25 protein-coding genes are annotated in these 23,400 nt (G+C 61.0%); 17 read left to right on the top strand and 8 right to left on the bottom strand.

Translation table 11 applies throughout. The features are described from left to right. Positions 1–1,021: DnaA/Hda family protein (locus tag M0954_RS03625; RefSeq protein WP_297351688.1), on the bottom strand; the 1,021-nt coding region annotated here is incomplete at its 3' end. 381 nt (positions 1,022–1,402) lie between these two features. Between M0954_RS03625 and rpmH the strand changes: the two genes are divergently transcribed. From rpmH to yidC, 4 genes are all read left to right on the top strand, one after another. Then, positions 1,403–1,537: a 50S ribosomal protein L34 gene (gene rpmH, locus M0954_RS03620; protein WP_004198824.1), complete on the top strand. Its 135-nt coding sequence runs from the start codon at positions 1,403–1,405 to the stop codon at positions 1,535–1,537. 14 nt (positions 1,538–1,551) lie between these two features. After that, complete coding sequence (gene rnpA, locus M0954_RS03615; RefSeq protein ID WP_297351686.1) at positions 1,552–2,049, top strand: ribonuclease P protein component; 498 nt, start codon at positions 1,552–1,554, stop codon at positions 2,047–2,049. 145 nt (positions 2,050–2,194) lie between these two features. Next, on the top strand, positions 2,195–2,425 hold the full coding sequence (yidD, locus tag M0954_RS03610) for a membrane protein insertion efficiency factor YidD (protein ID WP_122152985.1): 231 nt from the start codon (positions 2,195–2,197) through the stop codon (positions 2,423–2,425). A 30-nt stretch (positions 2,426–2,455) separates the two neighbouring features. Further along, positions 2,456–4,111 (top strand): membrane protein insertase YidC, encoded by a 1,656-nt coding sequence (gene yidC, locus M0954_RS03605; RefSeq protein WP_123385122.1) that lies wholly within the window; start codon positions 2,456–2,458, stop codon positions 4,109–4,111. Positions 4,112–4,243: 132 nt separating this feature from the next. Here yidC and M0954_RS03600 read toward each other — a convergent pair whose 3' ends face one another. Continuing rightward, on the bottom strand, positions 4,244–4,651 hold the full coding sequence (locus M0954_RS03600) for an XRE family transcriptional regulator (protein ID WP_122152983.1): 408 nt from the start codon (positions 4,649–4,651) through the stop codon (positions 4,244–4,246). Positions 4,652–5,019: 368 nt separating this feature from the next. Between M0954_RS03600 and mnmE the strand changes: the two genes are divergently transcribed. From mnmE to M0954_RS03585, 3 genes are all read left to right on the top strand, one after another. Then, on the top strand, positions 5,020–6,420 hold the full coding sequence (gene mnmE / locus M0954_RS03595) for a tRNA uridine-5-carboxymethylaminomethyl(34) synthesis GTPase MnmE (RefSeq protein WP_297351684.1): 1,401 nt from the start codon (positions 5,020–5,022) through the stop codon (positions 6,418–6,420). 139 nt (positions 6,421–6,559) lie between these two features. Further along, positions 6,560–7,246 (top strand): DNA damage-inducible protein D, encoded by a 687-nt coding sequence (gene dinD, locus M0954_RS03590; RefSeq protein WP_297351682.1) that lies wholly within the window; start codon positions 6,560–6,562, stop codon positions 7,244–7,246. 433 nt (positions 7,247–7,679) lie between these two features. Next, a complete protein-coding gene (locus M0954_RS03585) occupies positions 7,680–8,909 on the top strand; it encodes an integrase arm-type DNA-binding domain-containing protein (RefSeq protein ID WP_297351680.1) in 1,230 nt (409 codons plus the stop codon). A 575-nt stretch (positions 8,910–9,484) separates the two neighbouring features. On the opposite strand, the gene M0954_RS03580 is transcribed toward M0954_RS03585, so the two are convergent. Continuing rightward, positions 9,485–9,799 (bottom strand): hypothetical protein, encoded by a 315-nt coding sequence (locus M0954_RS03580; protein ID WP_297351678.1) that lies wholly within the window; start codon positions 9,797–9,799, stop codon positions 9,485–9,487. Positions 9,800–10,015: 216 nt separating this feature from the next. Between M0954_RS03580 and M0954_RS03575 the strand changes: the two genes are divergently transcribed. After that, entirely contained in the window at positions 10,016–10,183 is a 168-nt protein-coding gene (locus M0954_RS03575) for a hypothetical protein (RefSeq protein ID WP_166660777.1), read from the top strand. 65 nt (positions 10,184–10,248) lie between these two features. Here M0954_RS03575 and M0954_RS03570 read toward each other — a convergent pair whose 3' ends face one another. After that, a complete protein-coding gene (locus tag M0954_RS03570) occupies positions 10,249–10,449 on the bottom strand; it encodes a hypothetical protein (RefSeq protein WP_074262991.1) in 201 nt (66 codons plus the stop codon). A 198-nt stretch (positions 10,450–10,647) separates the two neighbouring features. Here M0954_RS03570 and M0954_RS03565 point away from each other — a divergent pair, with 198 nt between their 5' ends. After that, positions 10,648–11,076, top strand: a complete 429-nt coding sequence (locus tag M0954_RS03565; protein WP_297351676.1) for an HIT family protein — start codon at positions 10,648–10,650, stop codon at positions 11,074–11,076. A 119-nt stretch (positions 11,077–11,195) separates the two neighbouring features. Here the strand turns inward: M0954_RS03565 and M0954_RS03560 are convergent, their stop codons facing one another. After that, positions 11,196–11,360: a hypothetical protein gene (locus M0954_RS03560; RefSeq protein WP_166660653.1), complete on the bottom strand. Its 165-nt coding sequence runs from the start codon at positions 11,358–11,360 to the stop codon at positions 11,196–11,198. Between the two features lie 317 nt (positions 11,361–11,677). On the opposite strand from M0954_RS03560, the gene speG reads away from it, so the two are divergent. Next, positions 11,678–12,220 (top strand): spermidine N1-acetyltransferase, encoded by a 543-nt coding sequence (gene speG / locus M0954_RS03555; protein ID WP_122152978.1) that lies wholly within the window; start codon positions 11,678–11,680, stop codon positions 12,218–12,220. A 114-nt stretch (positions 12,221–12,334) separates the two neighbouring features. On the opposite strand, the gene M0954_RS03550 is transcribed toward speG, so the two are convergent. After that, positions 12,335–12,979, bottom strand: a complete 645-nt coding sequence (locus M0954_RS03550; protein ID WP_133892589.1) for a LysE family translocator — start codon at positions 12,977–12,979, stop codon at positions 12,335–12,337. A 494-nt stretch (positions 12,980–13,473) separates the two neighbouring features. Between M0954_RS03550 and sap1 the strand changes: the two genes are divergently transcribed. The 3 genes from sap1 to M0954_RS03535 all read left to right on the top strand — a co-directional run bounded on the left by sap1 (position 13,474) and on the right by M0954_RS03535 (position 15,921). Continuing rightward, complete coding sequence (gene sap1 / locus M0954_RS03545; protein WP_122152977.1) at positions 13,474–13,815, top strand: surface attachment protein Sap1; 342 nt, start codon at positions 13,474–13,476, stop codon at positions 13,813–13,815. A 334-nt stretch (positions 13,816–14,149) separates the two neighbouring features. Then, positions 14,150–15,127, top strand: coding sequence for a LysR family transcriptional regulator (locus tag M0954_RS03540; RefSeq protein WP_122152976.1), 978 nt, complete (start codon positions 14,150–14,152; stop codon positions 15,125–15,127). Between the two features lie 239 nt (positions 15,128–15,366). Continuing rightward, positions 15,367–15,921, top strand: a complete 555-nt coding sequence (locus M0954_RS03535) for a YaeQ family protein (RefSeq protein WP_074262985.1) — start codon at positions 15,367–15,369, stop codon at positions 15,919–15,921. 28 nt (positions 15,922–15,949) lie between these two features. On the opposite strand, the gene M0954_RS03530 is transcribed toward M0954_RS03535, so the two are convergent. Then, positions 15,950–16,363 (bottom strand): VOC family protein, encoded by a 414-nt coding sequence (locus M0954_RS03530; protein ID WP_122152975.1) that lies wholly within the window; start codon positions 16,361–16,363, stop codon positions 15,950–15,952. A gap of 396 nt (positions 16,364–16,759) precedes the next feature. Between M0954_RS03530 and ada the strand changes: the two genes are divergently transcribed. The 4 genes from ada (at position 16,760) to M0954_RS03510 (ending at position 21,611) form a co-directional block, all read left to right on the top strand. Next, a complete protein-coding gene (gene ada, locus M0954_RS03525; RefSeq protein ID WP_297351674.1) occupies positions 16,760–17,998 on the top strand; it encodes a bifunctional DNA-binding transcriptional regulator/O6-methylguanine-DNA methyltransferase Ada in 1,239 nt (412 codons plus the stop codon). Continuing rightward, a complete protein-coding gene (locus M0954_RS03520) occupies positions 17,995–18,912 on the top strand; it encodes a DNA-3-methyladenine glycosylase (protein ID WP_297351672.1) in 918 nt (305 codons plus the stop codon). The genes ada and M0954_RS03520 overlap by 4 nt, the downstream gene beginning before the upstream one ends. Before the next feature lie 250 nt (positions 18,913–19,162). Then, the gene (gshA, locus tag M0954_RS03515; protein ID WP_297351670.1) at positions 19,163–20,779 is read left to right on the top strand and encodes a glutamate--cysteine ligase; all 1,617 of its coding nucleotides are present in this window, start codon (positions 19,163–19,165) and stop codon (positions 20,777–20,779) included. Positions 20,780–21,113: 334 nt separating this feature from the next. Next, entirely contained in the window at positions 21,114–21,611 is a 498-nt protein-coding gene (locus M0954_RS03510) for a hypothetical protein (protein WP_122152972.1), read from the top strand. Positions 21,612–21,651: 40 nt separating this feature from the next. Here the strand turns inward: M0954_RS03510 and M0954_RS03505 are convergent, their stop codons facing one another. Beyond that, a complete protein-coding gene (locus M0954_RS03505) occupies positions 21,652–23,214 on the bottom strand; it encodes a DHA2 family efflux MFS transporter permease subunit (RefSeq protein ID WP_122152971.1) in 1,563 nt (520 codons plus the stop codon). Positions 23,215–23,400 lie beyond the last annotated feature (186 nt).

The following is a 23,400-nucleotide window of genomic DNA, read 5'->3' as shown; positions in this document are numbered from 1 at the left end:
GGCGATCGTCGATCCCGCTGATTTCCTTCGGATACGTATCGCTCGTGATGATGACCTGGGCCTTGTTGGCGACCAGCGCTTCGAACGCGTAGAAGAACTCTTCCTGGGTGCGCGACTTGCCGGAGAAGAACTGAATATCGTCGATCAGCAGCAGGTCGAGCGAGTGGTAGTAGCGCTTGAAGTCGTCGAACGCCTTGCGCTGGTAAGCCTTCACCACGTCGGACACATATTGTTCCGCGTGGATGTAGCGAATCCGCGCGCCGGCCTTGTCCATCAGCAACTGGTTGCCGATCGCATGAATCAGGTGAGTCTTGCCGAGGCCCACGCCGCCATATAGAAACAGCGGGTTGTACGAGATGCCGGGGTTGTCCGCCACCTGGATCGCGGCGGCGCGCGCCAGCTGGTTGGCCTTACCGGTCACGAAATTGTCGAAGGTCAGCACCGGGTTGAGCTTCGAACGCTCGTACATGGAGTCGCTCTCCGCGTTGCCTTGCTGGGCGGCGCTCTGGCCCGGCCGCCATGTACGGCGTGCCGCGGCGGCTTCGTTGGCGTCGAGGCTGGGCAGATCGAGATCGCCGCCGTCGTCACCATTGTGGTGGCGCGCGCCGTTACTCGCGTGAGCGCCCTGCCCGCCGCCATTGGCGCCATTAGTACGGGCGCCATGCGCGGCCTGAACCGCACCGACGGCCGCATCCACGGCAGCCGTGCCGGCGTTCCCCGCAAATTGCGACGGACGCGACGGCGCCGGCGCAGCAGCCGCGCTGCGCATGCCCGCTTTGGGATCGAGGATGAATTGAACGTCGACCGGCGCGTGCCAAAAATCACGCGCCATGTCGGAAATGCGGCCGGAAAACTGGCTCTTGACCCAGTCAAGCTTGAAGCGGTTGGGTGCTGCGATGCTCAGCGTGTTGGCTGCCGCATCGAAGGCAACCGGGGCCAACGGTTTGATCCACGTCACGTACTGCTGGGGCGTTAGCTCACGCTCTAGCAGTGCGGAACAGTGTTGCCAGAAATCGTTCATCGGTTGCTGTCGTTATGTTTGCACAGCGCCCCGCCGGCGCCCCTGTTGCAGATACACAACAAGGCCCTGAGCGGCCAGGCGGAACGGCTCCAGGCGCTTGTGCCACAAGGGTTTGCGGGGCAAGCGAGCCGGAGCGGCGTGCAGGATTTTTGGGAAGTAGGACGAGATTCTACCGCCAAAACAACCAGGAAAGGGAGTTATCCACAGGGACGGATCAAACGTTTGCCAGCGGCCCAGCCTGTGGAATACACCGCTAAACTATTGACGACCAAAAGAAAACCGGTTTAAATAGCGGGTTCCGCGAAAACCAATTTTTGAACCACCGGCCATTGCACTTTCCGCGATGCTCGCGCGGTTATTTCTCTGCCAAGTGAGAGCAACATGAAACGTACTTACCAACCTTCCGTTACCCGTCGCAAGCGTACCCACGGCTTCCGCGTTCGCATGAAGACCGCAGGTGGCCGCAAGGTCATCAACGCACGCCGCGCGAAGGGCCGCAAGCGCCTCGCCATCTAAGGCTGGCGAGCGGATTGCGCGCTCCGTCTGTGCAACGCGATGCCCGCGGTAGCGCGGGAACGGCTGGAGCGCCGCAGCAGGATTCAGTTCCGTTGCGAGCGCAGGCCGCCTTCCCCAAAGCCGCAAGGCTGCTAAAAACGGATGAATTCTCATCCGTTTTTCGTTTGCGCCCGTGGCGCCGCACCGAACACTTCGTCGTGTACGCCCGGCCCACCGGCAATGACGCGCGCCTTGGTCTCGTCATCGGCAAGAAGTATGCTCCGCGCGCGGTCACACGTAATCTGGTGCGACGCCTCGCGCGCGAAGCCTTCCGGCTGCGTCGCGCAGACTTTGGCGGTTGGGATGTGCTGCTGCGTTTGCATACGCGCTTCGACAAGAAGGCAATGCCTGCCGCTTCGTCGCCGCCGTTGAAGACGCTGTGCCGTAACGAAATAGAGGCGCTGCTCGACAAGGCAGCGCGCGAAATTGCCCGTCGTGAGGCGCCGCCCGCGGATGCGCCCGCCACGCAATGACGCTTATGGAGATGCTCGTGCGGCTGATGGTCTGGTCGCTCATTCGGCCGCGCATCTGGTCGCTCATGGGGCCAGTCAAGCGGCCCGGTCGCCTGAGCATCACCCGGTATTCCTTCTTGGGCGGCGCCGCTCGGCCGCACTAGTCATGCAAACGGTACTTTTCGCTTTATTGCGTTTCTACAAGGTTGCCGTGAGTCCCCTGCTCGGCAGCCGGTGCCGTTTTTACCCTTCCTGCTCTGATTACGCGCGCGAAGCAATCCAGTATCATGGCGCCGCGCGCGGGACTTATCTCGCCGCCAGGCGTATTTGCCGCTGTCACCCGTTTTCGGCGGGCGGCATCGATCTTGTCCCGCCTCCCACTTCTGAAAAGCGCTGACGCGCCGTTCCATCGACACTGAGACAACGCATGGATATCAAACGCACCGTCCTATGGGTCATATTTTTCATGTCAGCGGTCATGCTGTTCGACAACTGGCAACGCGACCACGGACGCCCGTCGATGTTCTTCCCGAACGCCACGCCGACGCAAACCGCGGCCAGCGCAGCACCGGGAACAACCACGCCGGGAACCCAGCCTGCGGATTTGCCGCAGACCGACACCTCCGCTCCGGGCGCAGCGCCCGCTGCCCAGGCCCAACTGATCCCGTTTACGACTGACGTCTACAGCGGCGAGATCGACACGCGCGGCGGTACGCTGTCGAAGCTGTCGCTGATCAACAAGGGCAACGGTAAGCAGCCGGACCTCGTCATCACCCTGTTCGACCATACCGCGGATCACACGTATCTGGCGCGTACAGGTCTGTTGGGCGGCGATTTCCCGAACCACACGGACATCTACACGCCCGTCCCGAACCAGCCGCACGATCTGACGGGCGACGCCAAGTCGTTCTCGCTCAGCTTCGAGTCGCCGGTCAAGGGTGGCGTGAAGGTCGTGAAGACGTACACGTTCACGCGCGGCAGCTACGTGATCGGCGTGAATACGAAGATCGACAACGTGGGTACGGCGCCGGTTACGCCGACCGTCTATATGGAACTGGTGCGCGACAGCCAGCCGGTCGAAACGCCGCGCTTCTCGCACACGTTCATTGGGCCGGCCGTCTACACGGATCAGCACCACTTCCAGAAGATGACGTTCAGCGACATCGACAAGAACAAGGAAGACTATGCGAACCAGGCCGACAACGGCTGGATCGCCATGGTGCAGCATTACTTCGCGACGGCGTGGATTCCGCAGCAGGGCGTCAAGCGCGATATCTACGTGAACAAGATCGACCCGGCGCTGTACCGGGTGGGCGTGAAGGAAGCCGTGCCGACCATTGCACCGGGTCAGTCGGCTGACGTCTCTGCGAAGCTGTTCGCCGGTCCGGAAGAGGAGCGCATGCTGGAAGGCATCGCCCCGGGTCTGGAACTGGTGAAGGACTACGGCTGGGTGACGATCATCGCCAAGCCGCTGTTCTGGCTGCTGGAAAAGATCCACAGCTACGTCGGCAACTGGGGGTGGTCGATCGTGCTGCTCACGCTGCTGATCAAGGCCGTGTTCTTCCCGCTGTCGGCGGCCAGCTACAAGTCGATGGCGCGCATGAAGGCGATCACGCCGCGTATGCAAGCCCTGCGCGAACGCTTCAAGGGCGATCCGCAGAAGATGAACTCGGCGCTGATGGAGCTGTACAAGACCGAGAAGGTCAATCCGTTCGGCGGCTGTCTGCCGGTCGTGATCCAGATCCCGGTGTTCATCTCGCTGTACTGGGTGCTGCTGTCGTCGGTGGAAATGCGCGGTGCGCCGTGGATGCTGTGGATTCACGATCTGTCGCAGCAAGACCCGTTCTTCATCCTGCCGGTGCTGATGGCCGTCTCGATGTTCCTGCAGACGCGTCTGAACCCGACGCCGCCGGATCCGGTTCAAGCCAAGATGATGATGTTCATGCCGATCGCGTTCTCGGTCATGTTCTTCTTCTTCCCGGCCGGTCTGGTGCTGTACTACGTGGTCAATAACGTGCTGTCTATCGCCCAGCAGTACTACATCACGCGGATGATGGGCAAGCCGAAGGCCAAGGCGGCGTAAGCGCCGTGGTCTGAATTGCCGGAGCGAACCCAGAACGGGTTCGCTTTTCCGCTCAAGTCAGCTGAAAAAAAGCCGCCCGGTTTGCGCCGGGCGGCTTTTTTGTTGGATTCTCACGCGGCCGGCGCGTCGAAGTCACTCTTTGCCGGTGTCGTAGAGCCGCTCAACAAACTCTTCGAGGAAATGACGGTCTTTCGGATCCAGCGCTTCGATCTTCGAGGCAAGTTCGATCGCCTCCGGGGTAAGGGGGTATTTCTCGCCTGGCGCCAGCGGCTTCGACTTCGCGCCCACCGGTGGTGGTGGCCCGTAATGCAGCCAGTGCACACCAACGCCTAGCCAATCAGCTAAGGTCTGCAGCTTGTCCGGCGTGGGAATGGTTCGGCCCGTCAGCCACTTATGCGCGGTCTGCGGCGACACAGGCGCCTCGCCGCGATGCAGCAGATTGAATTGCCTGGCGAGTTGAGTCCCGCCCTTGATGTTCTTCCGGGCAATCTGATCTTGCAGTCTTTTGGCGAACGCTGATTTTTCTTTAGAGGTCGGCATGGGCCGAATTGTGCAATCCAGCGCGCCAACAGTGGACAACCGTTTAGGCTACAATTTCGCGCATTTACGCTATTTTTAGCTTGAGATAAGCGCCAGATAACGCCTTGCGCAATTTACTCAGTTTGCGCTTTTTTCCTTCTGCCGTGGCCATCTGGCGTATTGAATCCACCCGGACAGTCTCATTCATTCGGAGACTCATCTTATCGTAATTGAGATAAATCTTTATTTGTCTGATAAAAACACGCGAGATGCCTAAATGCCTCGCCTTCACCCTCGCCGGAGCCCCGCGAACCGCTCGCGTTACAATGCCTCGCGCCCTTTGTAGGGCGTTTCGTTCTCCCAGTTCCTCTGCTGCCGCCCCCGATCCCATGCTCGCCACCGACTCCGATCCCATTGTTGCCATTGCTACTGCGCCCGGTCGTGGCGGAATCGGCGTGGTCCGGATTTCGTTTGGGCGCCCCGGTGCGGCCGCGGCCGAGCCGCTCATTCGAGCGCTCACGGGGCAAGCCCTCGCGCCGCGTCACGCGAGCTATGTGCCCTTCCTCGATGCCAACGGCAACGCACTCGACCGCGGTATCGCGCTGTACTTTCCGGCGCCGAATTCGTACACCGGCGAGCACGTGCTCGAGCTGCAGGGCCACGGCGGGCCGATCGTGCTGCAACTGGTGCTGCAACGATGCATCGACGCCGGCCGCGCGGTCGGGCTAAGGCTCGCGGAGCCAGGCGAGTTCACCCGCCGCGCCTTCCTCAACGACAAGCTCGATCTGGCCCAGGCCGAGGCCGTCGCCGATCTGATCGAAGCGAGCACCGAGGCGGCCGCGCGCTCGGCGGGCCGCTCGCTGGAGGGCGCGTTTTCGCGCGACATCCACGCCATGGTCGAAGAGGTCATCACGCTGCGGATGCTGGTGGAGGCGACGCTCGACTTCCCCGAAGAAGAAATCGACTTTCTGGAGGCCGCCGATGCACGCGGCAAGCTCGCGCGGATCCGCGAGCAGCTCGCCCACGTGCTCAACGAAGCGCGTCAGGGTGCACTGCTGCGTGAGGGGCTCTCGGTGGTGCTGGCGGGTCAGCCTAACGTCGGCAAGTCGTCGCTACTGAACGCGCTCGCCGGCGCCGAACTGGCCATCGTCACGCCAATCGCCGGCACGACTCGCGACAAGGTCGCCCAGACCATCCAGATTGAAGGGATCCCGCTGCATGTGATCGACACCGCCGGATTGCGCGAAACCGAGGACGAGGTGGAAAAGATCGGCATCGAGCGCACGTGGAACGAGATCGAGCGCGCGGACGTAGTGCTGCATCTGCTCGACGCACGCACCGGTATGAATGCCGAGGACCATACGATTGCTGCCCGTTTTCCGGTAGGTGTGCCGGTCCTGCGGGTGATGAACAAGACCGATCTGACGGACATCGCTCCGGCCGTGCATACGTTGGATGAGGCGGAAGGCGTCGATCTCCGCGAGGTGCGTCTGTCCGCGAAACAGGGTGACGGCATCGCGTTGCTGCGCGCCGAGTTGCTGCGGATCGCCGGCTGGCAAGCCGGCGCGGAGAGCGTGTACCTCGCACGCGAGCGGCATCTGATCGCCCTGCGCGCAGCGCAGGAACATCTGGCCACGGCGGCGCAACACGCTGACCAGAATGCGCAGGCACTCGACCTGTTCGCCGAGGAATTGCGGCTTGCTCAGGAACAGTTGAATTCCATTACCGGTGAGTTCACTTCTGACGATCTTTTGGGGGTGATTTTTAGCCGGTTCTGTATTGGAAAGTAAACGGTCGGCGGGCGTCAGCGCGAGTTTTTAAAAACTGCTTTCGGCCGGCATGACCTGTATAAAAACACAGTACAATCGTTGTCAGGTACTGGCCACGCCCTAGGCCATTAATTCGCGAAGCTACCTTGGGGACTCGCCTGTGTTAAACACCAAACCCATCTCTGCGCCGCCTCACCCCACCTTAGAAAGCATCAAGCAAAGCGACGAAGACGGATCCGAGTCTTGGTTTGCGCGTGAACTTGCGCCGTTGCTCGATTACCAGGACTGGCGCAACTTCCTGCAGGTCATTGAAAAATCAAAGATTGCATGTGCACGATCCGGCCACCCTGTCCAGGACCATTTCGGTGAAGTCACCAAAATGGTGGCTTTGGGTTCAGGAGCAAAGCGAGGCATCTCTGACTACACGCTGTCCCGTTACGCCTGCTACCTCGTTGTCCAGAATGGCGATCCGTCGAAGGCGGTCATCGCCAACGGGCAGACGTATTTCGCATTGCAGACGCGCCGCCAGGAACTTGGCGATGAGAAAGCCTTTGCCGGGATGTCCGAGGATCAGCGCCGCCTTATGTTGCGAGGGGAGTTGACCCATCACAACAAAGCCCTCAGTGCTGCCGCTCGCGGCGCCGGGGTCGAGACGCCTGTCGACTACGCGGTCTTTCAGGATCATGGCTATCGCGGCCTTTACGGAGGGTTGGGCGCCAAGGAGATTCACTCGCGCAAGGCTTTGAAAAGGAGCCAAAAATCCTTGACCACATGGGCAGCACGGAACTGGCAGCAAATCTCTTCCGCGCCACCCAGACCGAGGAAAAACTCCGACGCGACGAAGTAAGCGGAAAACAGAGAGCGAATCAAACCCACTTCGAAGTCGGAAGCAAGGTACGCCAGACGATCCGCGAACTGGGCGGCACGATGCCGGAGGCTCTTCCGACGCCCGAAACAAGTATCCAGCAACTCGAGCGGGTGCAAAAGAAGCTGGAGAAATGAGAAGCCATCTCAGCGGCCGACGAGTCGAACCGCGCCTGGGTTGATCACGGAGGTACACCATGCCCATATCTCCGATCAAGGCGTCAATTTTGAGTGGTTACGTATCGAGACTGCTTTCCGCTGCATTTCCGCTACCGTAATTTATTCAATTTACCCATTTTTATCAGCTCAATTCGATCCGGCATCGCTATACTTCATCACTGGTTAAAACACCCAATATTGGTACACAAACCAACATTTCGACAATATCGAATGCATTGTGTACCAATAACTCAGCCATGCCCAAAATCGTCCCTCCCCTCAGCGAAACGCAGATCCGCGCGATGGAGCCCCGCGCAACCCGCTATTCCATCGCCGACGGCAACGGCCTCGTGCTCGAGGTCATGCCAACCGGCAACAAAGTCTGGCGCTTTCGCTATACGCTCGACGGCAAACGGCAACCGCTCACCACCATTGGCGACTATCGGAGAATTTCGCTTCGAGTCGCGCGCGAACGGGCGCGCAAATACGCCGAGATGGTCGCGGCCGGTGTGTCGCCGGCCGCGACCGCCCGCCGCGATCGCGGCGCCGAGAAACGCGTCGACCTTCTGCGCGACGCGGCCGAGCTATATATGTCGGCTGCCATGGCGAGCAAGTCCGACGAATACCAGCGCACGACACGACGCGCGCTCGATAAAGACGTACTGCGGGCCATCGGCAGCAAGCCGATCGCCGCAGTAACCTCCGACGACATCCTCGCAATTTGCGAACGGATCAAGTTGCGGGGCTCGCCAAAGATGGCGCTGCATACGCGCAATGTGATCAAGCGGCTCTACGAATTCCTGATTGCGCGGCAACTCGCCACCCACAATCCTGCGACGACCGTTCTGGCGCGCCTCATCGCCACGGCGGATAGCAGGACCCGCGTGCTCACCGCCGAGGAACTCGGCACCACGTTGCGCGCCATCGACTCTTCGCGCATCCGTCGGCCGCTGAAGCTCGCTTTGCTCCTTCTCATGCTAACGATGGTCCGCAAGTCCGAGCTGATCGAAGCGAACTGGACCGAGTTCGATCTGAAGGCGGCCCTGTGGAAAATCCCCGCCGCCCGAATGAAAAACGGCCGCGAACATGAAGTGTATTTGCCGCGCCAGGCGGTGGCGATACTGCGCGAACTACGCGAAACGAAGAGCAGCCGAACCTTCGTGTTCCCCACCGTCAGGGGTGACGATCGTCCCATCGCGAAAAGCACGCTCAATCAGGCGGTAAAAGCGCTCGGGCTGGATGTCGAGCATTTCGTTTTGCACGACTTCCGGCGTACAGCAGAAACCCATTTGCTCGCGATGGATCAACCCGCAGATGTCATCGCGACAGCGCTCGCACGCGCTTCAAAAGAGACCGCAAACGAATCGACGCGCGCGGAAGACGCCGCCGTCCAACGCAGCGTGTTGCAACGATGGGCGGATTTCGTAGAAGCGCAGATCAAAGACGAGCCGAGGAGGGAGAGCAATCGATCCCGGGCCGCAACTTAGGCGTTCGGCCACCTTTAAATTGCGTGAAGTGTGAGCGGCTCACACGGGCTGTGGTGCGCCCTTAGTTGGTACACAGCACATGCCATATATCCGCCAAACTCAACCCAGATAACTATCCTGGTCTTATTCACTGGGTTATACTTTGCGTGAAGAGGACAGACCGGCAAGCATCGCCCGGCGATCAAAAAAACCGTTCCCGCAAGAAAGACCACCCTCAACTCCGCAACACGCGAACTCAATGACGCCTCGATGACACCTTGCCGCTTTCATCGGACATTTCGCAGTGCACATGTTCTCGCAAACGTTAGCCATCCACATCAATTCGTCTGACGCCATCCTGGCGGGCATGTGCGAGTGATCGACTACGGATGCAGTCCGAATCCGACAAATCTCAGACCTCTGCGGCGCTTGGGCCACATCCTCTTTTGCAATGGCTTAGAGTCCTTCCGTGCGTGATCCCCCGCGCATGTAGTACCGTTTTTTGGCCGCCGATTTGGCGGCCTTTTTGTTGGTGCCCCTGGAACGCCTAAACTGCAAGCAAGGTTACGTGCTTGAGGGAGGCATCCATGACCGAGTCAATGCTGGCCATTTCGATGGCGACCATTCTCATCGTGTTCGGCACCGCGATACGTGCGACCCACATCAACCGGGACCGGCTCATCAGGTGGTTTGAAAAACACAATATCCGCTGATACCTGATGACGCTGGCGGCCATCGCTCCCCACCGTGCGCCAGTATCGCGAGCGCGTGAACTCGTGCAGGCGCTGCCCGTGCATGCTGCGGATCAGACGTTGTCGAAGGTGTTCACGCCGGTAGTGCGCGACGACGAATAACGTTGCGATCGACAGTACCGAGAAACCCAGCACGACGCCCATCATGGTCTCGTCCATGGCCACCTCGTATCGGTATACCCCGATACTTATATTAGGTCGCTGCTGGCGCTTTTAACAGGTGAGCGTCCAATTACCAGGACATCGACCCGGGCGCGCTGACCGCGCTAACCCGCGTCGTCGGGCCCAAGCGTTTAAAGCAGTGCTTTCGCTCGCGAATCGCCTAAAATACAGCCATTCTCTGTAACTACGGTCGCGACCTCGACGGAGGGTCCTATGACTGAATCGGTGATGGCTTATTTGCTCGGACCGCTGGTCATGGCGGTGGTGGGAGTGGCGTTGTGGGTTTCTTCGCATCACCGTCGCGACGGCGGCGATCGTGGAGAGCGCCGGCAACGCTGGCTGGACACGCATCACGTGGACTGGATGCGACATCGGCATTGATGCCGTGCGTAACCCGGCAGCGAACGGCCAGTTACGTAAAACCGCGCGTTGAGCCTCGAACGGGCTTATTCGCGGCTGAGTACGCGCAACACGTCGCGCGCGAAATCTTCGCCTGCACGCTCCCAGTCGGGTGAACCAACCACAAAGTCGACCGGATTTCTTTTACCCTGAGCCTTACGAATTGCCGCGATGCTCAGCGCGAGCGCGCGCGCCTCGAGATACTGCGGATGCCCAGGCCCGAATGGGATGGATTGTTCGTCGTTCATAGCCAGGATGTCGGCCTGTTCCGCGCAAACTTTAGTACGCGGGACGCGAATTTTTGCATACCCCGTAGATTGGTCCCACTAATGCGGGCTACCCGCGCCTGCGCTGCCCCCAGCGGCAAGCTCCCGCTTGCGCCCGGCAACGACACGAATCATGATGCGGCAGTGAAAAATCCCCTGCACGCCACCTCGAGGAGCGCAATGACGTACGACGAGACGAACCCCTTCGCAAGGATTTTGCGTGGTGAGCTACCGTGCATCAAGGTCGCCGAGAGTGACGCCACGCTGGCCTTCATGGACCTGATGCCGCAAGCGGACGGCCATGTGCTGGTGGTGCCGAAAGAAGCAGCGGCCGAAATATTCGATCTCTCCGACGCGGCGACCATTGAATGCATCCGCATGACGCAGCGGATCGCCGTCGCAGTCAGAGACGCGCTCAAGCCGGATGGCATGTTTATCGGGCAGTTCAACGGCGCGGCCGCTGGCCAGACCGTCGCGCATGTGCATTTTCACGTCATCCCGCGTTGGGAAGGTGTGCCGTTGCGCCTGCACGCTCGTGAGGTAGCGCCGCAAGCCGCGCTAGAGGGGTTCGCGCAGCGTATCCGTGCCCAGCTCGCCGGCGAGCGCTGAGGCTCATGCGCGCGGCTATACCGCGTTACAGCCGCCAACAAGGCGTAGGAGGTCTACGACGCGGACTGCGGCGCTCGCATAGATCCCCGTCCGACGTTCTCAAAGAACGCAGACCGGCATCAATTGCGATGCAACAAGCTGCGCAACGGATGGTGCCAATCGATGTGCCGCGGGTGGTCTTTCTGCGCGCGCTGACGATGTTCCTGCCACAGTTCATCGGAGAACAGGAACGCGACTATCAGCAGCGGCACAACCAGAAATGCGCCCAGTATCAGGTGCTCCATCACAGCTCTCCTTTCGCCCAATCCGTGATTGCATTGTAGGCGCACTTCTCGTGCCCAGCGTGCGCCGGCGCACTCACGAACACAGGGACCCCAGTTGCGACAAACGGACGCCCTGCTCCTGCAAAACCCGCGCCACGCCTTGTCCGGCGAACGTCAGGCTGCAACTGTTCAGACGGCACTTCAAGAACTCCCACGGCGCACACGGGACTAACCCTGGCTCGCTGGAATTCGCTGGCCGCCCGCGTATCGCAGTTCTTTTCTTCCCGTCGCGGTCAATCCGGCGCAATCTAAAACCAATAATTCTCAAGGGGGATCTCATGACTATCGAACGCGATACCAGCCTCACGTTAAGGCCGCTGGAGCGGCAGGATCTGCGCTTCGTCCATGAAGTGAACAACAACGCCAAGATCATGCGTTACTGGTTCGAAGAACCCTATGAAACGTTCTCCGAGCTTTCGCAGCTCTACGACCAGCACGTGCACGATCAGCGCGAACGACGCTTCGTCGCCATCGACAACGACGGTGAAACGGTCGGCGTCGCGGAATTGATCGAACTCGACTACATCCACCGCCGCGGCGAATTCCAGATCATCATCGCTCCGCAGACGCAGGGCCGTGGCTATGCAACGATCGCGACCCGGCTCGCCGTCGATTACGCATTTTCAGTGCTGAATCTGCGCAAGATCTATCTGATCGTCGACAAGTCGAACGCCGCCGCGATCCATGTGTACGAGAAATGCGGCTTCCGGCACGAAGCCGAGTTGATCGAGGAGTTTTTCGGCAACGGGAAATATCACAATGCGTTGCGCATGTGCATGTTCCAGCACGAGTTCTTCGCCGCGAATCCGCGCGGTGACTGACCGCGATGGTTGCGCGCCGTGGTTCAGCGCAGTGGCCAACGTGGCGCAGCCGAGCGCGCTCCACTTGCCGCGCTCAACTACCTCACAGCACCCCGCCAGACCGTCACCGCGCTATCAGGCGCTCGCCTTCTTCCATGTGGCGGCGAAAATCCCCGCTCCGATCAACAGGCTTCCCCCGACGCGATTCACAACGCGCTGCACACTCGCGCTGCGGATCGCCCGTCGGGCGACCGAGGCGAGCATTGCATAGCAGAGTGCGTTGAACGTACCGAGCAGCACGAACGTCGCTTCAAAAGCGATGATCTGCGAGGTCGCCGCCACATGAGGATCGATGAACTGCGGCACGAATGCGACAAAGAAAATGATGCTCTTGGGATTGAGCGCCGTCACCGCAAAAGCATGCGCGAAAATGCGGCTGGGGCGGGTTTCGACGATGTTCGCGGGGTCTGTTGCGTCAGACGCCTCCATATCGCGCGTCGGGGAACGCCATAACTTGACGCCAAGGTAGATCAGATAAGCCGCGCCGACCCATTTCAACGCCGTAAACAGGGCCGCGGACGCGGCGAGAATCACGCCGAGGCCCAGCATGGATGCGGTCATCGACGTCAGGTCGCCGAGCGCCACGCCGGCAGTTGTCACCAGCGCAAAACGGCGCCCATGTCCGAGCGCGTACGAAACAACGAGCAGTACCGTCGGTCCTGGGATCGCGACAAGGATTGCCGAAGCAATCGCAAAGGGTAGCCAGTGAGCAAGTGTCATGGGGAGATCTCCGAAAGTCGGCTGATTTATCCATGAACTTTCGGCGAGTGCAAGCGACTTTTCGCCGGAGAAATTCATCGCGCCGGCATCGTCGGACAGAGCTGGCACTCTTTTTGTCCTGCAATTAAACCGATACTTGCCTCATTTTCAATTATCTGGTGAATGACTTTGTGTGCGCCGCATCAAGTGTCCGGATTTTTCGTATTAAGCCGCTTAATTAGTGATGCTGGTTTACTCGTATATACCCCGCAAAGCATTGTCAGTTAAAGACAAGCGCGTCCGACAGCCTTACGGAATCCATCGCGAAGGTCGCCTTTTTCATCATTTAGGACGTCGCAATATCGTGCGACAACCGGTGCGGCAATTCGCCACTGTTGCAAGCGCACACAAGATGTGCTTGCTGCTGGCTCAACTTCTTCTAAAGTGCAAGATGCGGGTATGCCTAGAAGTTAAATACATAGCTAACCTGAGTAATAACCCGCACGGAGGCAAATATGAAATCGCAAGTCGCTCTTCTTTTCGCTGTGACGGGATTGCTGGCCGCATCGGCGGTGCAGGCCCAGGACGCGATGGTCAAGCCGCAACAAACCATCCAGTTCAAGGCGAATGCTTATGGCTGCCTGTCGAAGGATAAACTCGACGCCGCCGATCACCACGCACAGGCTGGCGAACAGCAGCAAATGCAGGAATTCTTCTCTGGCTATCAGTGCATCTCGACCCCGGAGAATTCGAGTTTCCGCGTTGTGCGCGTCGTCGGACATGACGTGGAATTCGTCAATTCTGGCAATAGCGATACGGAAGGCCTCTGGGCTAACGATCGATTCATCAAACAGTAAAGACTGTACAACCAGGTTTTAAAACCTGGGCAGCCTGCTGCAATTCACGGCCCTTAAAAGGGACCGTGTGGTGAATTTGCGGAATTAAAGACACATTACGTCGTCCGTCGACGTAAATGGAAACGGCTAAGCATGCGCTTAGCCGTTTTGTTTTCCTCCCCCGCACTGAGCCACGTAAATCCCTACGGTGATCCATCCGCCTCATCCGCAAAACACCTCACGTCGGTAAACATAGCGTTTCATAGCGCTTTCCAGCATTCCGAATATCAATTCCGGTATGGCATGATCGAAACCGCCGCACCAGACGGCTTTCGGCCACGCTATCGGGATAAACATGACACGTAGTCATTCGAACTGGTTTGTGCGCGGGCGCCTCAAAACCCGGCAGCTGATGTTGCTGGCGGCGATGGAAGAGGAGGGCAACGTAAGGCGCGCCGCCGATTCGCTCGGCATCACCCAACCCGCCGCGTCGCGTCTTCTGAAGGAGCTGGAGGACATGCTGGGCGTCAGCCTGTTCGACCGCACCCCACACGGCATGCTCGCCACGATGTACGGCGAGGTGATGATCCGGCACGCGCGCATGGTGTTGTCAAACCTGAGTCACGCACATGACGAAATATCGGCCCTGCGCGCTGGATTGACCGGTCAGGTACGCATCGGCGTGATCGCCGCGGCCGCTGCGACGATGGTGCCGCGCGCCATCGCAAGCGTGAAGGAGCTTTACCCGCAGTTGCAGATCTGGCTGCAGGTCGAAACGTCCGACGTCATGCTGGAGCGGGTTGCCGAGGGCGAACTCGACATCATGATTGGCCGGGTGCTCGAACGGCAGGATCCGCTCAAGACCGAGGTGCGCTACGAGCCGCTCGCCGATGAACCGCTATGCGTCGTTGCGCGGACCGGCCATCCTCTCGAAAATGAGACAGGTTTGACACTGCGCGACGTCGTGAACGCGAGCTGGGTATTGCATCCGCCCGGCAGCGTGCTGCGCCACCGTTTTGACCTGATGTTTTCGCAGATTGGACTCAATCCGCCCCAAAACGTCGTCAATACGAACAACTTTCTGGCCATTTCGAGCCTGCTGCTGCAAGGCGACATGCTCGCTGTCCTGCCGGACGAAGTGGCGCGGCAATACCAACAGTACAGCATGTTGCAACGGATGCCGGTCGATTTGCCGTGCAGAATGGATACGTTCGGTATCATCACGCGCCAGTCGCAACTGCTGTCGCCAGCGGCGTCCGTGGTGCTGGAAGCCTTGCGCACAGCGGCCGTCGACGTATATGGTGCGGCCTTCGACCCCACGGTGGCACGCTAAATGCTCCGCTATGGCTGAAAAAAGCAGCCAGGGCAGGCGTTCTCGTGCATGATCCGTCCTCGCCACCCCACGGCTGCAGTCCGGCCGGCGTCGTTTCGCTGCCAGCTTTTCTGGCACCACGCGCCGTCCCCAGCAGCCCTGTGGAGGAGCGAGCGATGTACAAACAAAACGGTAAGCGGCAGCGAGCCGCCGATGATTCCTTTTCTGTGAGGTCCGCAAGCGCGGGCTCCTGGTGTGGCATGGCTCTCAAATCGACGATTTACAAGGCGGAACTGCAGATTGCCGACATGGATCGGCACTACTACGCCGATCACGCGCTGACCATCGCGCGCCATCCGTCGGAAACCGACGAACGCATGATGGTGCGAGTGGCGGCGTTTGCGCTGTTCGCACAGGAACGCCTCGAGTTCTGCAAAGGCCTGTCGGACATCGACGAGCCCGATCTCTGGCAAAAGGATCTGACTGGAGCGATCGAAACCTGGATCGAAGTCGGCCAGCCAGACGAGCGGCGTATCGCGAAGGCAAGCGGCCGCTCCAACGAGGTGGTGGTGATCGCCTACGGCGGCCGGACTTCCGAGATCTGGTGGCAGGGGGTGCGCAACAAGGTGGATCGCCTACGCAATGTCACGGTCTGGACGCTCGGCGAAGAAGTCGGCGCCGCGCTCGGCAAGCTGGCTGAACGGACCATGCGCCTGCAATGCACGGTGCAGGACGGCGCGGCCTGGCTCGGCAGCGCCGATTCAGACCCGGTGCCGATTGAATGGACTGTGTTGAAGGCGCCGGCGAACGCCTAAGAGGGCGCGTTCGATCAAGCGCGCCCGGTCAGGCAGCACCCTCAGGCGGCCCCTTCAGTTCGACCATATTGCCTTCAGGATCGAACAGATACAGCGACGGACCGAAACCATCGGCGCCGTATCGCACGCCCAGCTCGCCGATACGCACACCGCGTTCACTCAGATACGCCTTCAGCGCCTCGCCGTCGAACCCCTCGACGCGTAGGCACAAGTGGTCCATATTCCGGCCTTCGCCCGGCGTGCCACTATCCGGCCGGTCGATTTTGGCGCCGACCGTCAGTAGATCGATCAGCGAGCGTCCCGCCCGCAACTGGATCAGCCCGATATCGCGCTGTTCTTTTTCGACGCTGCAACCGAGCACATCGCAATAGAAGCGGGTAACGGTCTGGGGATCGGCGACCCGAATGACGATGTGGTCGATCTCGCGAATGTGGATCTTCATAAAAAACGCCCCTTGGCCGGTTCTCTAACGATCAGTTCGAGTGTAGGAGAAAGGCGGGCTGCTGGGCGTATGCCCTCGTATTGCACGAGAGGCGAAATACAGGGCCTAATCAGCAAGCGATAGGCAAAAAAAAGCCCGCTCTCAGGGAGCAGGCTGAATCCATATCAGGAGGAGACATGGAGGAGACAAGGCCTACTATACACACGGGGTTGGTGCGACGCAATAACTTTTTAAGGGAAAACCCGATAGGGTGGCGTTTTGTCGCAACAGATGCGGAACCGGTCCCAAAACCCCATCGCCACAAGGCCCGCGCAATGACAGAGCAAGAACCGGAGCGTAGTCTGGCGGCATGCAAACTAAATTGGTGACCATCGAAACTGTCTCTTCGAGGACATCATGAACCACACCGTGACATCTGCCTGGACCACCGCCGCTGAACGCTGGGAAGCCTTGACCCAGCGCGACCCGCACGCCGACGGCGCCTTCTTCTACGGCGTCAAAACCACCGGCGTGTTCTGCCGCCCATCGTGCGCGTCGCGCCAGCCGCGTCGTGAAAACGTCGATTTCTTCGTTACGACAGATGCCGCCCGTGCCGCCGGCTATCGCGATTGCAAACGCTGCCAGCCAGGCCGCTTGCCGCGCGAGCTTGAGATCGTCAACCGCGCCTGCGCGGCGCTCGACGCCGATCCGCAGGAGCGCCTCACGCTCACGCAGTTGAGCGACGCCGTGCATGTCAGCCCGTTTCATCTGCAACGGCTCTTCAAGCGCGTGGTAGGCGTGTCACCGCGGCAGTATCAGGCGGCCCAACGCGGCGCCGCGCTACGCGATGCGCTCCAGCGCGGCACGGACGTCACACGCGCCACCGTCGACGCCGGTTTCGGCTCGCCCTCGCGTATGTACGAGAGCGCACCGGGAGAGTTGGGCATGGCGCCGTCGGCTTACCGCCGCAAAGGGGCGGGTCTGACGGTGCATTACGCCAGCGCGCCAACCTCGCTCGGATTCGTGCTGGTGGCCGCCACCGCCAAAGGTATCTGCAAGATCGGCTTCGGCGACGACCCTGTCGCACTTGCCAGTGAATTGCGCGGCGAGTTCGCTAACGCGGAACTGGTCGAGGATGCGGAGCGGCTCGCACCGTTTATCGCCCAAGTCGAAGCCTATCTGCAGGGCACGCGTCAGCGCTTCGATCTGCCGCTCGATATCGCCGCGACCGCGTTCCGCCAGCGGGTCTGGGACGCGCTGCGGCGCATTCCCTACGGCGAGACACGCAGCTATTCGGACATCGCCGAGGCGGTCGGTTCGCCGCGTGCGGTACGGGCCGTGGCAAGCGCCTGCGCGTCGAACCCGGTCGCGCTGGCGATTCCGTGCCATCGCGTCGTGCAAAAGGGCGGGGCGCTCGCCGGTTATCGCTGGGGACTGCCACGCAAGGTCGCGCTGCTGGACGCCGAGGCTCAGCATGCGGGTACGGGTGAGGGTGTCGCAACAGGCGTCGCGGGTAGCGCGATCCATGGCGGCGGGGCGGCCAAGAAGGCAAACGCAACCCCAACAGCGAACGCGAGCGCAACCAATACCGCCGCAGGCAAACGCAAAGCCAAGCCCGCCGCGTCTGCCACGCCCAATCTGGATCACGCCGCGTGAGCACTGCCACCGACCTCGTCATCCTCGAGCTGCCCTTCAAAGCCCCCTTCGACTGGCCGCGCATCCTGCGTTTCTTCAATGGACGCGCCACGCCCGGCGTCGAAGCGGTCGAGGACGGCGCGTACCGTCGCGCCATCGATTGGGCAGGCGACAGCGGCACGCTAACCGTCCGTCCGCACTCGCGCAAACGGTGCCTCGTCGCCACCATCGAAGGTCCTGCTGGCCAGCACGCGGAGGCGCTGAGCGCACCGATTGCCCGGATGTTCGACCTGCACGCCGATCCGAAGGCGATCGCCGCGCATTTCGCCTCCGATCCGTGGCTCTGGCCTCTGATTGAAGCCGCGCCGGGTTTGCGCGTGCCTGGCGCATGGTCGGCGTTCGAACTGGTGGTTCGCGCCATCGTCGGGCAGCAGGTGAGCGTGAAGGCGGCCACTACGATCATTGGCCGGCTGGTGCAGCGCGCAGGTCTTCGTATCGAAGACCATCCGCACGAGCGCACCGCGTGGCGCTTTCCGACGCCGGCGGCACTTGCCGCCGCGGACATGGCGCAGATCGGCATGCCGGGCAAGCGCGTAGCGGCGCTGCAAGGCTTCGCCGCAGCGGTAGCGAGCGGTGCCGTGCCGCTCGACAGTCAAGCCGTCGACACCGCCGCCTTGCGCGCCGCGCTGCTGGCCTTACCCGGCATCGGCCCGTGGACCGTCGAATACGTGGCGATGCGCGCATGGCGCGACGCCGACGCCTGGCCCGCCTGGGACCTGGTGCTGATGCAATCCATCGCGGCGCGAGATCCAGCTCTGTTGCGACCCACCCAGCAACGGGTAAGAACCGACGCATGGCGACCCTGGCGCGCATACGCAGCCATGCATCTGTGGAATGAAGTGGCGGACCGCGCGGGCGCAGCGCGCGGCGGCTAAGGCCACGCATAGCACGCGGGTGGGGCAAGCGCGCATCGCGCGTGAGCTTTGTGCGGCGTAGAGTAGACGAGACGACAGCAGCTCGCAGCACCTCGGAAAAAGCCGCTCGGGAGGCGGTCGAACGGGCCTCAAGCAGGCCTGGTGACGAGATGTTAAAGTGCCCGCTACTGAAAATTCCGCCGGACGTTGTCGACCACACATAGCCTCACGTGAGCGGCACATGGCGGCCGACAACGTCCGACTCGCATCAATGCCAAAGACAACACCTTCTCGCCCGACCGACCTGCTTTCGCACCGCCTGGCCCTGCTGGCTGCCGGCCCGCAGCGAGACGCGCTGACGACCGGCCTGCGTGGCATCGAAAGAGAAGCCCTGCGCGTCACGCACGACGGCCAACTCGCCCTGACGCCGCATCCGCATGCACTCGGCTCGGCGCTCACCCATCCCTCGCTGACCACCGACTACTCGGAAGCGCTGATCGAACTGATCACACCGGCAGAGCACGACGCTGCTATCACGCTCGAGAAGCTCGACGAGCTGCACCGTTTCGTCTACGCAAAGCTCGATGGCGAGATCCTGTGGAACAACTCGATGCCGGGCCTGTTGCCCGCCACCGACGACGGCATCCCAATCGCGCAGTATGGCGCGTCGAACATCGGCAAGCTGAAATACGTGTACCGGGTAGGCCTTGCGCTGCGCTACGGCCGTACGATGCAGACCATCGCCGGCATCCACTACAACTATTCGCTGAACGAAGAAGTCTGGCGCCTGCTGCACGCCGAACAGCAGTCCACGGCGAGCGCGGTGGACTATCAGTCCGATCGTTACCTCGCGATGATCCGCAATTTCCGTCGCACCAACTGGCTGCTGATGTATCTGTTCGGCGCGTCGCCCGTGCTTGACCGGCGTTTTTTGCGCGACCGCAAACATACGCTGGAGACGTTCGACGTCGACACCCTGTATCGCCCGTATGCCACCAGCTTGCGGATGAGCGATCTCGGCTACTCGAACACCACTGCCCAGGCGGCGCTGCGGGCCGACTACGACACGCTGCCGGGCTACCTCGATGCGTTGGCCAAGGCGGTTAGCCAACCGTATCCGCCGTACGAGAAAATCGGCACGCAACGCGACGGCGAGTGGGTGCAGATCAACACCAACGTGTTGCAGATCGAAAACGAGTTTTACTCGACGATCCGCCCTAAACGCATCACCTATCCCGGCGAGCGCCCGCTGCATGCGCTTGCCGCGCGCGGCGTGCAATACGTTGAAGTGCGTTGCATGGATATCGATCCGTTCGAGCCGACTGGCATCGCGCTTGAAACCGCGCGCTTTCTCGACGCGTACCTGCTGGTCTGCGCGCTCGACGATAGTCCATCGCTGCCATCGGACGCTTATTGCGAAGCCAACCAGAACTTCGGGCGCGTCACGATGGAAGGGCGCAGGCCCGCCCTCGAACTGACGCGCGACGGCCAGCCGTTCGCGATGCACGCATGGGCCGACGAACTGTTCGCGAAGATCGAGATCGCAGCTAAAGCGCTGGACGTGCTACACGGAGGCGACGCGCACGCTCGTGCACTCGTCGCGCAGCGCGCGAAGCTGGCCGATCCGTCTCTGACGCCTTCGGCGCGCGTGCTGCAAACCCTGCGCGACGAGAAGCAAACCTTCCTCGAATTCGGTCTTGAACAAAGCGAAGCGCACGCGGCGTATTTCCGCTCGCGGCCGCTTGATGCGAGCGTTGAAAAAGCGTTCGGCGAGTTGGCCGTGAAGTCTCTGGAAGAGCAGGCGAAACTCGAGCGCGAAGAGGTCGGATCTTTCGACGCGTTCGTGGCGGCGTATCGCGCGTATACGTTGAATCGCTTTAGCGTTTGAGCCACGCGCACGCGCACGTATTCGCCCTCGTACCGGTACTGAAAACCTGCGGACTGCGGCGCGGTGACATGATCGCGCAAGCAAAACAAAGCGGCCATAGTTACAGCGAGCCGCCTTTTTCATCGTCAGCAGCGCTTCTTCAGAACACCCGGTAACCGCTACCCAATCAGCGCACGCGGGCATCACTTTTCCGGCAAGAACTGCCCGTGATCAACCTTTCGACCGAGCGTATGAAACGCCACCCCATTGCACGGGTCCAACCCTTACACTGAATGACCCTCGGCGCGCGGGCTGCGCGCATCCGGTCGTCTACACGCAGGGAGGAAGCAACGCGATGAAGAAAGCTCTGTTGGCAACATTGTGTGTTCTGGCCACAGGCTGCACGACGCGCGGGCAGGTGAATCCCGACGTCATGCAGATCGCCACCACACCGCTCACCTGTTCGAATACAAGCGAATGCACCGTCTGGTGGCAACGCGCCCAGAGCTGGGTGAGCAGCCATTCCGCCTACAAGATCGAAGCCGCCACCGATTCACTGATCCAGACCGCCGGCCCCGACGGCGGCAAACGCGCGCTCGCGTATCAGATCACGAGGACCTCGAACAACGACGGCACCGCCACCATCGGCTTCGCCGCGCATTGCGACAGCTCGCTGGGCTGCAAGCCGAATCCGTGGGAAGCGGGCGCCGATTTCAAGGAATTCGTGCGAAGCGGAACGCCGATCACCGTGCCGCCGCAAGGCACTGGCGTAGCCACGCCAGCCAGTCAACCGCTAGAGTCCGCGCCTGCGCAATCGGTGAGCACGCCAGGCGACGTGCCCGTATCGCAGTAACCAAACGCGCCGCCCGACCAGCGGCGCGGTTCAAAGCCGTTCAATGCCCCAGCGAAGGACCCGCACCCTTGCGCGGCTTCGTCATCCACACCAAGCCGGCCAGCACGATGAAGGCGGCGCACGAGATGCGGAAGAAATCGTTGGTCGCCATCATGTACGCCTGCTGCGTCACGATCTGATTTAACTGCGCGGACAAGCCCTGGCCGGCAAAGCCTAGGCTCGTGAGTGAATCGCTATAAGCGGTCGTGTTCGGAGCGTAGGTGCTCACCGATTCCGTCAATATCGCGTGGTGGTAGATCGTGTCGTTTTCCCAGTACGTTGTGCTGATCGCCGTACCGATCGCACCCGACAAGGTACGAAAGAAATTCGACAGCCCCGAGGCACTCGCCAAACGCTCGTCGGACACGCTGGATAGCGTGATCGTCGTCATCGGCACGAAGAAGCAGGCCACACCGATGCCTTGTACGAGCCGCGGCCCGATCACGTGACTGAACGGCACGTCGAGCGTGAAGGTTGAATTCCAGAACGAGACGAACGCAAATACGACGAACGCGAAGCTCGCCACCATCCGCAGATTGAGGCGGTGCATGTTGCGGCCGATCAGCGGCGATAGCACCAGCGCCAGCAAGCCGACAGGCGCGGTGGCCAGACCCGCGATGCCAGCCGTGTAGCCCATCACGGTCTGCAACCAGAGCGGGAAGATCACCACTGAGCCGAAGAACGCCATAAAGCCGAACGAGATGATCAGCACGCCCATTGCGAAGTTGCGATCCTTGAAGAGCGACAGGTCGATCACCGGCTCTTTCTCAGTCGTCTCCCAGACCAGCATGAAGGCAATCGAAATCACGGCGATGATTGCCAGCGCGACGATGAAGCTGGAGTTGAACCAGTCGCGATCCTTGCCGAGGTCGAGCATCATCTGCAGGCACGACACGCCGGTCACCAGCAAGGCGAGGCCGACTGCATCGATACGTTGCTTCGTCTTTTTGGTCTCACGGCCGCGCAACAGCACGAACGCGCACACCGCCGAAAACAGGCCGATCGGCACGTTGATGTAGAAGATCCATGGCCACGTGTAGTTATCAGTGATCCAGCCGCCCATGACCGGCCCGAAAATCGGGGCGACGATCACCGTCATCGCCCACAGGCCGAGCGCGAGGCCGCGTTTGTCAGGCGGATATGAGCGCATCAGGATGGTCTGCGAAAGCGGCACCATTGGACCTGAGACGAGTCCCTGAAGCAGCCGGAAGGCGATCAGCGACTCGAAGTTCTGCGCAAAGCCGCATAAGGCAGAGGCGATCGAGAACAGCACCACCGACAACGTGAACAGGCGCACCTCACCCACCCGGCGCGCGAGCCAGCCGGTCAGCGGCACGGCGATCGCCGAGGCAACCGAATACGACGAAATCACCCAGGTGCCCTGGCTGGTGGCGACACCGAGGCTACCGGAGATGGTCGGCACAGCAACGTTGGCGATCGACGTATCGAGCACTTCCATGAACGTGCCGAGCGCGAGGCCAAGGGTGAGCAACGCCAGCGCGCCGCCGGCTAGCGGCGCCGGTTCAGCGGCGGGTGCGGCAACTGCGGGAGCCGTAGCGGCCATGATCGAATCTCCTGTCGATCGGAGTTAGCACCTTAGCGCTTACACCAATCCATGCAAAGCTGCCGGAAGAAGCTTGACTCAGCATGCATATTTCCCCGCCAGATGCGGTGGCATAGATGTTTCGTCACTTTCTGCCCAGACAGATACCTGCTTAAACTTCGACGCGTGAAAAACGCGTCTCGTGGC

The sequence above is a fragment of the Paraburkholderia sp. genome (assembly GCF_026225065.1).
In the GTDB taxonomy this organism is placed as follows: Bacteria; Pseudomonadota; Gammaproteobacteria; order Burkholderiales; family Burkholderiaceae; genus Paraburkholderia.
Note: the sequence above shows the minus strand (reverse complement) of the source record. Positions and strands in the feature narration are given on the sequence as shown.